This window comes from Kitasatospora sp. CB02891 (assembly GCF_002803145.1).
Taxonomy (GTDB): Bacteria; Actinomycetota; Actinomycetes; order Streptomycetales; family Streptomycetaceae; genus Kitasatospora; species Kitasatospora griseola.
In genome coordinates this window covers 257,338-272,858 of the sequence record NZ_NNBO01000011.1, presented here as the reverse complement: position 1 = coordinate 272,858, position 15,521 = coordinate 257,338, and the positions used below count along the sequence as shown (strand labels likewise).

General features: G+C 70.3%; 11 protein-coding genes. 10 read left to right on the top strand and 1 reads right to left on the bottom strand.

Annotated features, from left to right (window positions below):
- Positions 1-93: 93 nt before the first annotated feature.
- The 10 genes from CG736_RS24430 (at position 94) to CG736_RS24395 (ending at position 14,004) form a co-directional block, all read left to right on the top strand.
- Positions 94-786: a hypothetical protein gene (locus CG736_RS24430; RefSeq protein ID WP_052509634.1), complete on the top strand. Its 693-nt coding sequence runs from the start codon at positions 94-96 to the stop codon at positions 784-786.
- Positions 787-1,064: 278 nt separating this feature from the next.
- Positions 1,065-2,729, top strand: coding sequence for a hypothetical protein (locus tag CG736_RS36465; RefSeq protein ID WP_157815708.1), 1,665 nt, complete (start codon positions 1,065-1,067; stop codon positions 2,727-2,729).
- Positions 2,730-2,997: 268 nt separating this feature from the next.
- Positions 2,998-4,734, top strand: a complete 1,737-nt coding sequence (locus CG736_RS24425) for a hypothetical protein (RefSeq protein ID WP_157815707.1) — start codon at positions 2,998-3,000, stop codon at positions 4,732-4,734.
- A gap of 125 nt (positions 4,735-4,859) precedes the next feature.
- Positions 4,860-6,440, top strand: a complete 1,581-nt coding sequence (gene lysX / locus CG736_RS24420; protein WP_100588315.1) for a bifunctional lysylphosphatidylglycerol synthetase/lysine--tRNA ligase LysX — start codon at positions 4,860-4,862, stop codon at positions 6,438-6,440.
- Positions 6,441-6,444: 4 nt separating this feature from the next.
- A complete protein-coding gene (locus tag CG736_RS37170) occupies positions 6,445-6,597 on the top strand; it encodes a hypothetical protein (protein ID WP_198520590.1) in 153 nt (50 codons plus the stop codon).
- 105 nt (positions 6,598-6,702) lie between these two features.
- A complete protein-coding gene (locus tag CG736_RS24415; protein WP_100588343.1) occupies positions 6,703-7,095 on the top strand; it encodes a BlaI/MecI/CopY family transcriptional regulator in 393 nt (130 codons plus the stop codon).
- A gap of 11 nt (positions 7,096-7,106) precedes the next feature.
- Entirely contained in the window at positions 7,107-7,634 is a 528-nt protein-coding gene (locus tag CG736_RS24410; protein ID WP_100588314.1) for an amino-acid N-acetyltransferase, read from the top strand.
- A 104-nt stretch (positions 7,635-7,738) separates the two neighbouring features.
- Complete coding sequence (locus tag CG736_RS24405; RefSeq protein ID WP_100588313.1) at positions 7,739-8,098, top strand: Lsr2 family protein; 360 nt, start codon at positions 7,739-7,741, stop codon at positions 8,096-8,098.
- A 679-nt stretch (positions 8,099-8,777) separates the two neighbouring features.
- On the top strand, positions 8,778-11,297 hold the full coding sequence (locus tag CG736_RS24400; protein ID WP_043914849.1) for an ATP-dependent Clp protease ATP-binding subunit: 2,520 nt from the start codon (positions 8,778-8,780) through the stop codon (positions 11,295-11,297).
- Positions 11,298-11,670: 373 nt separating this feature from the next.
- Positions 11,671-14,004 carry an immune inhibitor A domain-containing protein gene (locus tag CG736_RS24395; RefSeq protein WP_198520596.1) on the top strand — a complete coding sequence of 778 codons (2,334 nt, stop codon included), beginning with the start codon at positions 11,671-11,673 and terminating at the stop codon, positions 14,002-14,004.
- 83 nt (positions 14,005-14,087) lie between these two features.
- Here CG736_RS24395 and CG736_RS24390 read toward each other — a convergent pair whose 3' ends face one another.
- Complete coding sequence (locus CG736_RS24390) at positions 14,088-15,194, bottom strand: low specificity L-threonine aldolase (RefSeq protein WP_100588312.1); 1,107 nt, start codon at positions 15,192-15,194, stop codon at positions 14,088-14,090.
- Between the last annotated feature and the right edge of the window lie 327 nt (positions 15,195-15,521).

Sequence of the window (15,521 nt, the reverse complement as noted above, 5' to 3'; positions counted from 1 at the left end):
GACCGGGCGTCAGATGCACCATCTCATAGGCCAATCGGGACAAACACGTCCTCAATCGCCATAAGTCGGACGTACGCCACGTACTGTCGAGCCATGCCAACGCCACACGGATCGCGCGGCGGCATGGCCTTCAGCGCCGACGAAGTCCGGGTGCTGCGCCGTGTCCTCGCCCAAGCCCTCTATCCGGCCGCGCCCGACCGGCTCCCGATCCCCACCGCCGCGGGCGAACTGTGGGCCGAGGACGTCCAGGACGCGCTTCGGCTCACCGAGGCCATCGACGAGGCGGTCCAGGAGGGCGGGCGGCTGCGCTCCTTCCTGCTGGCCGACCTGGGCCGCTACCGCTCCGCGCTGCCCGGCAGCGCGGGCGGCTACCTGGAGCGGCTGGAGGAGGCCGTCACCGACGGCTACCTGCCCACCGCCGAGGACCTCTCCGCCCTGCGCGCCCTGTCCCGCCAGCCGTGCGGACAGCACGAGCACGCCCGCCGCTCCCGCCTCGCCGGGCGCTGCCACGCACTCGCCGAGGCGGAGGTCCGCGAGCGGCTCTCCCTCGGCTCCGGGCAGCGCCACCTCGCCGCCGTACCGAGCCCCGCGTCCGAACCCCACCCCGCCATCCCAGTTGGAGGACGGTTCCCGATGAGCGACCAGCACCCGCAGTCCCCCGCCGACCGCCCCCGCCCGCGCCGGATGCCCACCCCCGCCGAGCTCTTCGGCCGTCGCACCCGCCCCGCCCCCGAACCCCCCACCGACACCGACCAGCAGGAACTCGCCACCGGCACCGACGGCTGACGCCCCGTCGGCTCCTCCGGCCCCCTCCCCGGAGGGGGCTTTCCGGTCGGCGGCTCGACCGCCCCGCCCGCCGACCCCTCCCCTCCCGGACCGCCCGGCGCGACAACTGACGGCATGTCACTTCCTCGGGGGAGGCCCGCTAACGCTCGGGTAACGATCCCGGACCGATACGAACGATCCTGCCCCGAAGTGTCCGATTCGGGCCGGAACGGCGTTCGGATCCGCCCCCTAACGTCGGGCGCGCACATCATGTGCACACGATTCTTTCTGGGGGGAAGATGCACATCTCACGCTCCCGCTCGCTCGGGCTCGCCTCGACCCTGGCCGTGCTCGCCCTGGGCAGTGCCACAGCGACTCCGGCGCACGCCGCCGATGCCACGCTGAAGATCGAGGCCCCGGACTCCGTCGCCGTGGACCCGTCGTCCACCGCGCCGGACCACGGCAGCGGCTCCACGGCGGTCCAGCTCCACCTGACGCTCAGCGACCACCCGGCGCCCGCCACGGGCCGCGTCACGGTCGACCTCGCCCCGCTGCAGGGCATCGCCTCCGTCATGCCGCAGTCCGGCTGCACGATCGCCGGCCAGGTGCTGACCTGCGACCTGCAGACCATGTACGACGGCAAGCTGGACCTGCGCTACTACCTGTACGGCCCCGCCGCCGCCCGCGAGGCCGGCAGCAGCGCCGTGCTGCACACCACCGCGGTGTTCGACGGCCGGACCGCCACCGCGGACACCAAGGTGACCCTCGGCGGCAGCAACCTGACCGCGAAGGAGGTCGACACCAACCGCGGCCTCAAGCCGGGCGACACCTGGACGCCCGACATCGCCGTCACCAACAAGGGCCAACTCCCGTCCTCCCAGCTGTACTTCACCTTCACCGGCGGGATGGACCTGTCCTTCGTCCCGCGCTTCTCCAACTGCGAGTACGGCACCAGCGCCGACGGCGACGTGGCGATCTGCACCGTCCACTCCGAGGTGGCGGCCGGCGAGACGGTCCACCTGGACCCGATCGGGTTCAAGGTCGACTCCACGGCGTACTACGCGTACGAGGACGTCCGGGTCACCGCCACCGCACCGGCGAAGGACGGCTGGCTCGGCGGCTACACGTTCACCCCCGGCCCGACCGGCGGCCCCCGGCTCACCGTCGGCAAGCCGGAGACCCAGGGCGCGCCGAACGGCGTGATCGACTTCGGCCGCAACAACGAGACCGCACTCGCAGCGGTCGTCCCGAACACCGCCGACTTCTCGGTGGAGGGCGGGTGGGCCCCGGACCAGGGCAGCGGCCTGGGCGAGCTCACCGTCGGCATGGCCAACAACGGCCCCGCGTCCATCTTCTGGCGCTCCGGCTCGTACCCGGCGATCATCCGGGTGACGGTCCCGAAGGCCGTCAAGGTCCTCAGCGGCTCGCAGCCCAAGTGCGAGCTCAACCGGCAGAACCAGGACCCGGCGGTGACCGTCTGGGACTGCACCACCAACCCGTACATCAAGAACGGGCAGCGCTACTGGTCCTTCTTCACCCTGGACCTCGACCACAACGCCGGCCTGTCGGCCAAGGTCACCCTCCCGTCCATCGGTGAGGACGGCCAGGACGGCGGCATGCCGTGGGACCCGAACAAGAGCAACAACGAGGTGGTCATCCCGCTGGGCACCACCACGAACACCACCCGGCCGACCGTGCCGGGCGGCTCCGCCTCGCCCGGCACGCCCACCCCGAGCTCCTCGGCCTCGGGCTCCCCGGCCGCCACGCCCAGCACCTCGCCGTCCACCGGCGCCACCGCCTCCCCGTCGACGTCCTCGTCGACCTCCGCGGTCGGCGGCAGCCTCGCCTCCACCGGCGCGGACGGCATGGGCACCACGGCGACCGCCGGCGGCGCCGCGATCCTGCTCGGCGGCGGCGTGCTCGCGCTGGCCAACCGTCGTCGCAAGCGCGGCGCGCACGAGTGACCGTCACGGCCTGAGCGGCCGTCAGCACGCCCGGAGCCCCCGGGGTCCGCACCTGCGGACCCCGGGGGCTCCGGGCTTCTCACGCGCCGACTCGTGGAGATGTGTCGACATCGTGGGGCGTTGGCGGAGGAACGGCGATCAAGATTCGGTAACGGGTGCGGGCGAAAGCGGCCGCCGCGTCCCGAACTGTCCGAAATCACACTGCTCGGATGTCCGAAAGCCACCCTATGGTCTGGGTCGATCGCATCCGAAAGATCGAAGGATCACCGTGGGCAACTCGCGCATCACGCGCCCGGCCGCCATCGGCGCACCGCTGGCCGCCGCCGCCATCCTGGCCCTTACCTCGGCTCCCGCGCACGCCGCGGACGAGCTCCGGCTCGACGTCCCGTCCGCCTTCACGCTCCCGGCCGCGCCCGCCACCGGCGACGCCACCCCGGTGGAGCTGCCGGTCGGCTCGTCCGGCCCGATCGCCGCGAACGCCTCGCGGGAAGTCGTCGTGACGTACGACGCGACCGGCCTGGCCGGCATCGCGAGCTTCGCGCTCAACCCCGGCTGGGGCACCGGCTGGGGCACCAAGTGCAACACCACCGGTCAGGTGTCCACCTGCACGTTCACCGTGCACTCCTGGCCGCATTCCACCACCTTCGGCAGCCAGTTCAACCCGACGCTGACCGCCGTAAAGGGCGCGCCGCAGGGCCAGGCCGGCCACCTGAGGATCAGCCAGGGCTGGGCGGGCGGTCCCACCGGCCCCGCCGCCGACGTCGCGGTGTACGCCGGCGGCCCGAAGCTGGAGCTCGACCAGAACCTGGGCAACCGGCCGGTCGACGCCGGCAAGCCCGGCGCGGTGATCAAGCAGCCGCTCCGGGTGACCAACAACGGCACCCTGGAGAGCGGCCAGCTGGTGGTCGGGGCCCAGCTCTCGCCGGGTCTGACCTTCAAGCAGCACTACGCCAACTGCTCGTACGGCACCTACGCGGGCGGCGAGAAGAACGAGGTGTTCAAGGACACCCAGGCGGCCATCTGCACCATCAACACCTCGGTCAAGCCGGGCCAGACGGTCACCGTCGACCCGATCGAGGCCGTGGTCGGCTCCGACGCGCTGTACCCGGACATCGACTTCGTCGTCTCCTCCGGCGTCAACGACGACCTCAAGTACGTGCGCGGCGGGTACACGTTCACGCCCGCCTCCAACACCGGCCCGCGGCTCACCGCCGGCCTCCCGGAGAACCCCGCCGCCAAGCCCGGCCCGCCGAACATCGGCCCGCAGGCGCGGAACTCGGCGATCGTCCAGTACAACGTCACCACCAACGCGGACCTCTCCGCCCGCGGCGCCTGGACCCCGGCCGACGGCGGCCGGAAGGGCACCCTGGCGGTCACCGTGCACAACGGCGGACCGGCCTCGGTCGCGTACCTGCGCAGCGGCAACCCCATCGCCTCCGCCCTGGTGACGCTGCCGTCCGGCGTCACCGTCGCCGGCAAGCTGCCCGACGGCTGCGGCGCCCGCGAGGAGCGCCCGAACGTCGTCGCCTGCAGCCTCCCGATGTGGCTGCTCAACGGCGCGGACCGGACCTTCGACCTGCCGCTCGCGGTCTCCGCCCCGGCCACCGGGCCGAAGGCCGTCATCGCGCTGACCACCGAGCAGGGCGTGTACGAGAACAAGGTCGAGGCGCTGCCGTACGACACCGAGAACGCCAACAACACGGTCTCCGTGACGCTCGGCTCCACCGCCGTGACCGCCACCCCGAGCGCGCCGGCCACCCAGCCGGCCGGCGGGCAGTCCACCGCGCCCACCGGGAACGGCTCCGGCGCCGGCACCGCCCCGAGCACCGGCGCGACCCCGACCGCCACCGGCAGCAGCACCGCGGGTGCGGGCAGCGGCGGCGGCCTGGCGTTCACCGGCAGCGAGGGCACCGGCACCATGGTCGGCCTGGGCGTGGGCGCCATCGTGCTGGGCGGCGGCGTGATCGCCGTGGTGGCCCGCCGCCGGCGCGGCGCGCACGGCTGACGCGACGTCAGGAGCCCCCGGGCCGCCAGGTCGGCGGCCCGGGGGTCCGGCGTCGCCGGGCCCGGGGGCCGCGCGGTGCGATATCCCGTGGCGGAACAGCCCGTGAGCCTGGCTACCCTGGTGGGGTGAGCGATCAGAGCACTCTCCCCGCGACCGACGACCTTCCCGAGCAGATGCGCGTCCGGCGCGAGAAGCTGGACCGGCTGCGGGCCGCCGGCATCGACCCGTACCCGGTCGGTTTCCCCCGTACCTCGACCATCGCCGAGCTGCGGGACAAGCACCCCGACCTGGCGCCGGACACCGCGACCGGCGAGCGGGCGGGCATCACCGGCCGGGTGATCCTGGCCCGCACCGGCGGCAAGCTCTGCTTCGCCACGCTGCGCGACGGCTCCGGCGACCTCCAGGTGATGCTGTCCCTGGACAAGCTGGGCGAGGAGCGGCTGGCCGCCTGGAAGGCCGACATCGACCTCGGCGACCAGGTCGGCGTCGAGGGCGAGGTGATCACCTCCCGCCGCGGCGAGCTGAGCGTGATGGTGGACCGCTGGGAGCTCACCGCCAAGTGCCTGCGTCCGCTGCCGGACAAGCACAAGGGCCTGACCGACCCGGAGGCCCGGGTCCGCCAGCGCTACGTCGACCTGATCGTGAACCCCGAGGCGCGCGAGATCCTGCACCTGCGCAGCAAGGTCGTCCGCTCGATCCGCCGCACCTACGAGGAGCGCGGCTACCTCGAGGTCGAGACCCCGATGCTGCAGCCGGTGCACGGCGGCGCCAACGCCCGTCCGTTCACCACGCACATCAACGCGTACGACATCGACCTGTTCCTGCGCATCGCCCCCGAGCTGTACCTCAAGCGGCTGGTGGTCGGCGGCGCCGAGAAGGTCTTCGAGATCAACCGGAACTTCCGCAACGAGGGCGCGGACTCCACCCACAACCCGGAGTTCACCTCGCTGGAGTCGTACGAGGCCTACGGCGACTACAACACCCAGGCCGAGCTGATCCGGGCCACCATCGTGAACGCCGCGCGGGACGCGCTGGGCACCACCGTGGTCAGGGGCCTCGGCCCGGACGGCGCCGAGCACGAGATCGACCTCGCCGAGCCCTGGCAGGAGGTCTCGGTCTACCCGGGCATCTCCGCCCACCTGGGCACCGAGGTCACCCCGGCCACCTCGGTGGACGAGCTGCGCAAGCTCGCCGACGAGGCCGGCATCCCGTACGAGAAGGAGTGGGGCCACGGCCAGATCGTCCTGGAGATGGTCGAGCGCCTGCTGGAGCACCACGCGATCAAGCCGACCTTCATCAAGGACTACCCGACCGAGGTGTCCCCGCTGACCCGCCAGCACCGCTCGATCGAGGGCGTCGCGGAGAAGTGGGACCTGGTGATCTTCGGCACCGAGATCGGCACCGCCTACTCCGAGCTGATCGACCCGGTCGAGCAGCGCGCCCGCCTGACCGCGCAGTCGCTGCTGGCCTCCGGCGGCGACGTCGAGGCGATGCAACTGGACGAGGACTTCCTGCGCGCCCTGGAGTACGCGATGCCGCCCACCGGCGGCCTCGGCCTCGGCGTGGACCGCCTGATCATGCTGCTGACCGGCAAGAACATCCGCGAGACGGTGCTGTTCCCGCTGGTCAAGCCCCAGAAGGCGGAGAAGACCGAAGAAGCGGCGAAGGCAGCCGGCGCCGAGGCCGACGAGGACACCGAGGAGTAACCCCATGGAGTACGTCAGCGCGATCGTGCCGCCCCTGGTCATGGCGATCGGTTTCGCCTTCCTGGTGCGGGCCATCATCCGCACCCAGGGCGGCGCCCAGAAGGCCAAGGAGGACGCCGCCGCCGAGGCGATGGCGACCCGTTCCACGGCCGAATAGTCCGACCGCAGACCGGCGCGTCGTTCCCCCTTTCGGGGAGCGGCGCGCCGGTCTTTTCAGTATTTGCCGCTCTTTGTCCGATTCCGGCCTATCCTGGGCCGCACTATGGTGCGGCAACTCGGAGAACTCGAGAACGACATCATGACCCGGGTGTGGCAGTGGAACCGCCCGGTCACTGTTCGAGAGGTTCTGCAGGATCTGCGTTCAGAACGTGAAATCGCGTACACGACCGTGATGACGGTGCTCGACAAGCTCTATCGAAAGGGCTGGGTGCGCCGGGAGCGCGCCGGGCGCGCATACCGATATGAGCCGGTCTCCTCACGCGAGGCTTACACCGCCGCGCTGATGAACGACGCCTGGGCGACGAGTGACAATCCGGCCGCGGCGCTGGTGCACTTCTTCGGGATGATGTCGCCGGAACAGCGCGAGTGGCTGCGCGACGCGCTGCGAGTGGCCGGCGCCGATACCGAGGAGACCCGCGCGCCCGAGGCACGATAACGTTCCACGGCATGGAGGTCACCATCCGCCGTGCGCGGACCACCGACGTGCGCGCCGTTCGCCGACTCATCGACGCGTACTCGCGGGACGGCATTCTGCTCGACAAGCCGACCGTCACCCTGTTCGAATCCGTCCAGGAGTTCTGGGTCGCCGAACGCGACGAGGACAGCCGCGTGGTGGCCTGCGGCGCGCTGCACGTGATGTGGGAGGACCTGGCCGAGGTGCGCACCCTCGCGGTCGACCCGGTCTGCAAAGGCCTCGGCATCGGCCACCAGCTGCTGGACAAGCTGCTGGAGACGGCGCGCTGGCTCGGCGTCCGTCGGATTTTCTGCCTGACGTTCGAGGTGCCGTTCTTCTCGAAACACGGCTTCGTCGAGATCGGCGAAAACGACGATCGTACGGCAGACCCGGCAGCCGTGGCCACAGAAGTCTATGAAGAACTTCTGCGCTCGTACGACGAAGGCGTCGCCGAGTTCCTCGACCTGGAGCGGGTGAAGCCGAACACGTTGGGCAACTCGCGCATGCTACTGCACCTCTGATGCGCCGCTGCGGCCACGACGGGCGGCACAGGGGTTTGTGTTTTCCGGGAAAAGGCGCTTTCCTTTCACTAGGCAATGGATCGTTATCGCGGAAAGGGAAGCCCGTGGCACAGAGGGTTCAGGTCATTCTGGAAGACGATCTCGACGGCGGCTCCGCGGACGAGACGGTGACGTTCGCCCTGGACGGCGTGGCCTATGAGATCGACCTGAAGAGCGACAACGCGGAGAAGCTCCGCGGTCTGCTGGCCCCGTACGTCGAGAAGGGCCGCAAGCAGAGCGGTCGACTGACCGCCCCGCGGCGCGGCGGCGGCACCCGGGGCGCCGGTCGCTCCGCTTCTTCCGCCGGACAGGCCGACACGGCCAAGATCCGTATTTGGGCGAAGGAGAACGGCCACCCGGTCAACGACCGCGGCCGCGTCCCGAGCAACGTGCGCGAGGCGTACGAGAAGGCGCACGCCTCCTGAGCCCTCGCGGACTACCGCGGGCGGGCGGGCGGCAGGCCCGGACGCGCCCGCGCACCGGCGCCCCGTGGGGGCGTCCAGCAGGCAGAGCGGGTCGGGCGGGAGCAGGTCTTACAGGGGCCGCCCGGCACCGGCCCGCAGCCGGTCGGCGACCCGCCCCGCGCCGGTCGGCCGACGCCTCCCCGGGCGGGCGGCGGCCGGCGGCGAAGTGGTCACGACCTGTGCAACGCTGGAGTGAGCGACGCTGTCACGACCGTCCACCACGCGGCGGTACGTCACGCGCGGCCGACTTGACGGCCCGTCACTCCGGGTGCCCGGTCGGCCGACTTCTCGCCAGGCGAACAAGCGCCCACCGGAAACCGCGCGAAACCCGCCGCGCAACCGGGTATGAATGCAGGTGGACGGGGTCGTAGGAGCCCGGCCGCAGCACTGCGCGGGGCCGGTCCACCGGTTCCACCGGTTCGTGTTCGCCGTTGGCGTAGCGGTATCCGGTGCATCGGGCCCGCCGCTGGGAACACCGTCTCCCAGCATCAGGTTGGGAAAGGTGTCGGCTGGTCGCGCAGCATGTTTCTCCCGCTCCGGCGGGAGTTCCGTAGCCGCGCCGCTGAGCGGGACTAGCATGCGGAAGGACAGGGCGGGGACGGCCCCCGAACTGACCGACCGCTCTGAGGAGCGATTAACGATGTTCGAGAGGTTCACCGACCGCGCGCGGCGGGTTGTCGTCCTGGCACAGGAAGAAGCCCGGATGCTCAACCACAACTACATCGGCACCGAGCACATCCTCCTGGGCCTGATCCACGAGGGCGAGGGTGTCGCCGCCAAGGCGCTGGAGAGCCTCGGCATCTCGCTCGAGGCGGTCCGCCAGCAGGTCGAGGAGATCATCGGCCAGGGCCAGCAGGCCCCGTCCGGTCACATCCCCTTCACCCCCCGGGCGAAGAAGGTGCTGGAGCTGTCGCTCCGCGAGGCCCTTCAGCTCGGCCACAACTACATCGGCACCGAGCACATCCTGCTCGGCCTGATCCGCGAGGGCGAGGGCGTCGCCGCCCAGGTCCTGGTGAAGCTCGGGGCCGACCTGAACCGGGTGCGCCAGCAGGTCATCCAGCTGCTGTCCGGCTACCAGACCAGCGGCGGCAAGGAGTCGGCCACGGCCGGCGGCCCCGCCGAGGGCACCCCGTCCACCTCCCTGGTGCTCGACCAGTTCGGCCGCAACCTGACGCAGGCCGCCCGCGAGGCCAAGCTCGACCCGGTGATCGGGCGCGAGAAGGAGATCGAGCGGGTCATGCAGGTGCTGTCCCGCCGCACCAAGAACAACCCGGTGCTGATCGGCGAGCCCGGCGTCGGCAAGACCGCGGTCGTCGAGGGCCTGGCCCAGGCGATCGTCAAGGGCGAGGTCCCGGAGACGCTGAAGGACAAGCAGCTCTACACGCTGGACCTCGGTGCCCTGGTCGCCGGTTCGCGCTACCGCGGTGACTTCGAGGAGCGCCTGAAGAAGGTCCTCAAGGAGATCCGCACCCGCGGCGACATCATCCTGTTCATCGACGAGCTGCACACCCTGGTCGGCGCGGGCGCCGCCGAGGGCGCGATCGACGCCGCCTCCATCCTGAAGCCGATGCTGGCCCGCGGTGAGCTGCAGACCATCGGCGCCACCACGCTGGACGAGTACCGCAAGCACCTGGAGAAGGACGCCGCGCTGGAGCGCCGCTTCCAGCCGATCCAGGTCGCCGAGCCGTCGCTCCCGCACACCATCGAGATCCTCAAGGGCCTGCGCGACCGGTACGAGGCGCACCACCGAGTCTCGATCACCGACGCCGCCCTGGTCGCCGCCGCCACCCTGGCCGACCGGTACATCTCGGACCGCTTCCTGCCGGACAAGGCGATCGACCTGATCGACGAGGCCGGTTCCCGGATGCGCATCCGCCGGATGACCGCGCCGCCGGACCTGCGCGAGTTCGACGAGAAGATCGCCGAGGTGCGTCGGGAGAAGGAGTCCGCGATCGACGCGCAGGACTTCGAGAAGGCCGCGTCGCTGCGCGACAACGAGAAGCAGCTGCTCCAGGCGAAGGCCAAGCGGGAGAAGGAGTGGAAGGCCGGCGACATGGACGTCGTGGCCGAGGTGGACGAGGAGCTCATCGCCGAGGTCCTGGCCACCGCCACCGGCATCCCGGTCTTCAAGCTGACCGAGGAGGAGTCCTCGCGTCTGCTGCGCATGGAGGACGAGCTCCACAAGCGGGTCATCGGCCAGGAGGACGCCATCAAGGCGCTCTCCCAGGCGATCCGCCGTACCCGCGCCGGTCTGAAGGACCCGAAGCGCCCCGGTGGTTCGTTCATCTTCGCCGGCCCCTCGGGTGTCGGTAAGACCGAGCTGTCCAAGACCCTGGCGGAGTTCCTGTTCGGGGACGAGGACGCGCTGATCGCGCTCGACATGTCCGAGTTCTCGGAGAAGCACACCGTGTCGCGGCTGTTCGGCTCCCCGCCCGGGTACGTGGGTTACGAGGAGGGCGGCCAGCTCACCGAGAAGGTGCGCCGCAAGCCGTTCTCGGTGGTGCTGTTCGACGAGGTCGAGAAGGCCCACCCGGACATCTTCAACTCGCTGCTGCAGATCCTGGAGGACGGTCGCCTGACCGACTCCCAGGGCCGGGTCGTGGACTTCAAGAACACGGTCATCATCATGACCACCAACCTCGGCACCCGGGACATCTCCAAGGGCTTCAACCTGGGCTTCGCGGCCACGGGTGACGTCCAGACCGGCTACGAGCGGATGAAGGCGAAGGTCGGCGAGGAGCTCAAGCAGCACTTCCGCCCCGAGTTCCTGAACCGTGTCGACGACATCGTGGTGTTCCACCAGCTGTCGGAGGCGAACATCATCGAGATCGTCGACCTGATGATCGCGAAGGTGGACCAGCGGATGAAGGACCGCGACATGGGCATCGAGCTCAGCGCGGAGGCCAAGAGCCTGCTGGCGAAGCGCGGCTACGACCCGATCCTGGGCGCCCGTCCGCTGCGCCGCACGATCCAGCGGGAGATCGAGGACCACCTGTCCGAGAAGATCCTGTTCGGTGAGCTGCGGGCCGGCCACATCGTGGTCGTCGGCGTGGAGGGTGAGGGCAAGGCTGCCAAGTTCACCTTCCGCGGCGAGGAGAAGTCCCCGGTGGCGGACACCCCGGCGGCGGTCACGGCGACCGGTCCGGATCTGACGAAGTAATAGCGCCACAAAGCGCGTTCCAAGCCGCCGCCCCCGACCTGATCAGGTCGGGGGCGGCGGCTTTTCGGCGTTCGGGTTTTCAGTTGAAAAACTGTTTAGGTTTCCGTGCGCTGTGAATCCCAAGGGGCGGACGGCCGAACGGGTGGGCTCCGGCGCGGTGCGAGTGCGACCGACCCCGCCATGCCTTGCACCGTAGGTAGATTGACGGATCGTCAGATCATTTGAGTTGGCGGAGCATAGCGGCGTGGCCATGCCAGGGTCAAGGTCTTTCTTTTTTACCCGACCTTGGGTCAAATGTCGTCCACCTGTCTTGCATTGGTTCACCGGCTCGGCCACCGCCGCACCGGTAAGGGGAGGACGTCCCACGTTGAAGATGACCAAGAAGGTCGCCGCGGCCTCCGCCGCCATCGCGGTCAGCGCCGCGCTTGGCGTCGGCATGCTGCCCGGCATCGCCACCGCCGCACCGGCGACCCCGGCCGTGACGGACCCGGCCGACGCCATCCAGAACGACAGCGTGCCGCGCGAACTGCAGAGCCCGCTGGCCGACAAGGTCGAGGCCGAGCAGAAGGCTGCGATAGAGCAGCTGGTCAACGGCACCGCCCAGGTCGAGAAGCACGGCAACGGCTCCTCGGTCAAGCTCGGCCGTGACAAGTACGTCGAGCTGTCGCGCGAGCGCACCGACCGGATCTTCACCATCCTGGTCGACTTCGGCGACCAGGTGGACAGCACCACCAAGACCCCCGACGGCAAGGTGAAGTACGGCGGCACTCCCGGCCCCGCGCGCAACCAGATCGCCGCCCCGGACCGCACCAAGGACAACTCCACTGCCTGGCAGGCGGACTACAACCAGGCCCACTACCAGGACCTGTACTTCGCGCCGAACAAGCCGTCGCTGAAGACCTACTACGAGAAGCAGTCCTCGGGCCGCTACTCGGTCGACGGTCTGGTCACCGACTGGGTCCGCGTTCCGTGGAACGAGGCCCGCTACGGCTCGGACTACTGCGGCCAGCACGTCTGCGCCAACGCGCAGGACCTGATCCGCGACGGCATCAACGCCTGGGTCGCCGACCAGAAGGCCAAGGGCCGCACCGACGCGGACATCAAGGCCAACCTGGCGCAGTACGACCAGTGGGACCGTTACGACTACAACGGCAACGGCAACTTCAACGAGCCGGACGGCTACCTGGACCACTTCCAGATCGTCCACGCCGGTGAGGACCAGTCGGCCGGCGGCGGCGTCCAGGGCACCGACGCCCTGTGGGCGCACCGCTCGTACGTGTACGCCAACCAGGCCGGCAAGACCGGCCCGGAGAACAACAAGCTCGGCGGCACCCCGATCGGCGCCACCGGCCTGTGGGTCGGCGACTACACCATGCAGCCGGAGAACGGCGGCCTGGGCGTGTTCGCCCACGAGTACGGCCACGACCTGGGCCTGCCGGACCTGTACGACACCAGCGGCCAGGGCATCGACAACTCGGTCGGCTTCTGGTCCCTGATGTCCTCGGGCTCCTGGCTGGGCGAGGGCCGCAACGAGATCGGCGACATGCCGAACGACCTGGACATCTGGTCGAAGCTGAAGCTGGGCTGGCTGGACTACGACACCGCCAAGGCGGGTCGGACCACCACCACCCTGCTCGGCCCGGCCGAGTACAACAACAAGCGCAAGCAGGGTCTGGTCGTCGACCTGCCGGCGAAGACCGTCACCACCGAGATCAACACCCCGTTCGCGGGTGGCAACGAGTGGTGGAGCGGCAGCGCCGACAACCTGAACGTCACGCTGACCCGTGGCGTCGACCTCACCGGGAAGACCTCGGCCACGCTCACCGCCAAGGGCTGGTTCGACCTGGAGCAGGACTACGACTTCGCGTTCGCCGAGGTCTCCACCGACGGTGGCAAGAACTGGTCCTCGCTGGCCGGCACCTTCAACGGCACCGCGCTGCCGGAGAACTCCATCACCGGTAACTCGAACGGCTGGGGCGACCTGTCGTTCCCGCTGGACGCGTACGCCGGCAAGGCGATCCAGATCCGCTTCCACAACACCACCGACCCGGGCGTCCACCTGAAGGGCCTCGCCCTGGACGAGATCGCGGTGACCGCGAACGGTGCGACCGTCTTCACCGACGGTGCGGAGAACGGCGACAACGGCTGGACCGCGTCGGGCTTCTCCCGGATCTCCGGCAAGTTCAACAAGGACTACGACCAGCACTACCTGGTCGAGAACCGTCAGTACGTGTCCTTCGACTCCACGCTGAAGACCGGCCCGTACAACTTCGGTTCCGCCGCCCGCCCGGACTGGGTCGAGCACTACGCCAACCAGAACGGCGTCCTGATCTGGCTGTGGGACTCCTCGCAGTCGGACAACAACGTGGCCAACCACCCGGGCCAGGGCCTGATCCTCCCGATCGACGCCCACCCGACCCCGCTGAAGTGGAACGACGGCTCCCTGATGCGTCCGCGCTTCCAGGCGTACGACTCCACCTTCCGCTTCGACCGCACCACCGGCCTGCAGCTGCACAAGGCCGACGCGCTCACCAAGATCCCCAGCGAGCGCGGCGTGACGGTCTTCAACGACCGCAAGAACACCTACTGGGACAAGTCGAACCCGTACAGCAGCGTCCAGGTGCCGAACACCGGTACCCAGATCGAGGTGCTGTGGCAGTCGAACAACCAGCTTGAGGCCCTGATCCAGGTCAAGCACGCCAAGTGACGCTTGCCTGAACACGGCTGAACGGCAGGGCCCCGACGGTTTTCGAACCGTCGGGGCCCTGCTCCGTTTCCCGCCGCGGTCGCTCAGAGCAGGGCGAGGAAGGCCGTCATCGCCTCGGTGACGTCCTCGGCGCTCCACTCCAGTGCGTCGGCGGCCACCGTCACCTCGGTCATCGCCGCGCCGGGCTGCGGGCCGGGCTCCCACCAGCCGCCGAACAGCGACACGCCCTGCTCCTCGGCCTGCCGGTGGCCGGCCTCGATCAGCTGCTCGGCCGGGTGCGGCAGCCAGAGCTGGAACTGGTGGGTGTGCGGCGGCTCCGGGTTGATCCGGGCGCCCGGGGTCCCGGCGAGCGCGGCGGCGACCACCTTGGCGTGCGCCACGTAGTCGGGCAGCCGGGGCAGTTCGCGGTCCAGGCCGGCCAGCGCGGACAGCACGGCGGGCCACTGCTGCCAGATCCGGCCGCCGTAGCGGTGCCGCCAGACCTTGATCCGGCGGACGAACTCCTCCTCGCCGGCGACCAGCGCCCCGCTGTGGCCGCCCAGCGACTTGTAGCAGGAGACGTACACCGACCCGGCGCGGGCGCAGATCTCCGGCAGGCTCCGGCCCAGGTGCGGGGCGGACTCCCACAGCCGTGCGCCGTCCAGGTGGACCGGCAGGCCGCGGTCGGCGGCGAAGTCGTACAGCGCGGACAGCTCCTCCCAGCCGGGCAGCAGGAAGCCGGCGTCGCGCAGCGGGAGCTCCAGCATCAGCACGTCGAACGGCTCGTCCAGGGCGGCCAGCTGTGCGGCGGTGGGCTGCTGCGGGCCGGTGGCCTGGGAGACCGACCGCAGGCCGCTGAGCACCTGGTGGGCGCGGCGTTCGTGGACCTCGGGGTGGGCGAGCGGGTGCATCGCGACCACCGGGCCGTGGGTGTCGGCCCAGGTCTTGAGGGCAGCCTGCTGGGCCATCGTGCCGGTGGGGAACCAGGCGGCGTCGGGCTTGCCGAGCAGGTCGGCGGTGCGGCGTTCCAGGGTGCGCACGATGCCGTCGCCGTACCGGTCGGTGGGCTCGTCCAGCGGGTAGGGGCCGTCGGCCAGCGCGGCGAGTTCGGCGAGCGATTCGCGGACGGTCTGCGGGCGGCCGCCGGACAGCAGGCGCTCGGCCTGGCGGCGGGCGGTGAAGCGGCGGTCCTGCACCGGAATGTCGTTCATCAGCTGATCATCTCCGACGGCTGGGTGGATCGGACGGTGCAGCTGGTTCGGAGGCCGGTTCTACCCGGGCCGCTTCGGACTCAAACCGGCCGCTTCCCGGTGGCGATGGTCACAGGCCTCCGGCGACCTACGACCGGAAGTAGGAGGTTTACGCCTCGATGTACCGGTCTGTCCGATGCTCCGGACCGTTGTTCCGTGAGCTTCACCCACTACCCGTCGTCGTACGTCACACCTTTGGGCCCACCCCGGGAGGTCGTTTACACCGGAGTCGTTCCCCCAGTTCGGCGAGCCCCCCGGCTCGGCCCCGCTCTGGCCCCGTCCGTGAGG

What these genes read in the sequence shown, in the direction of transcription:
- CG736_RS24395 (WP_198520596.1), top strand. Translation starts at nt 11,671, where the DNA reads ATGACCAAGAAGGTCGCCGCGGCCTCCGCCGCCATCGCGGTCAGCGCC.
- CG736_RS24415 (WP_100588343.1), top strand. Translation starts at nt 6,703, where the DNA reads ATGGTGCGGCAACTCGGAGAACTCGAGAACGACATCATGACCCGGGTG.
- CG736_RS36465 (WP_157815708.1), top strand. Translation starts at nt 1,065, where the DNA reads ATGCACATCTCACGCTCCCGCTCGCTCGGGCTCGCCTCGACCCTGGCC.
- CG736_RS37170 (WP_198520590.1), top strand. Translation starts at nt 6,445, where the DNA reads ATGGAGTACGTCAGCGCGATCGTGCCGCCCCTGGTCATGGCGATCGGT.
- CG736_RS24390 (WP_100588312.1), bottom strand. Translation starts at nt 15,194, where the DNA reads ATGAACGACATTCCGGTGCAGGACCGCCGCTTCACCGCCCGCCGCCAG.
- CG736_RS24430 (WP_052509634.1), top strand. Translation starts at nt 94, where the DNA reads ATGCCAACGCCACACGGATCGCGCGGCGGCATGGCCTTCAGCGCCGAC.
- CG736_RS24400 (WP_043914849.1), top strand. Translation starts at nt 8,778, where the DNA reads ATGTTCGAGAGGTTCACCGACCGCGCGCGGCGGGTTGTCGTCCTGGCA.
- CG736_RS24410 (WP_100588314.1), top strand. Translation starts at nt 7,107, where the DNA reads ATGGAGGTCACCATCCGCCGTGCGCGGACCACCGACGTGCGCGCCGTT.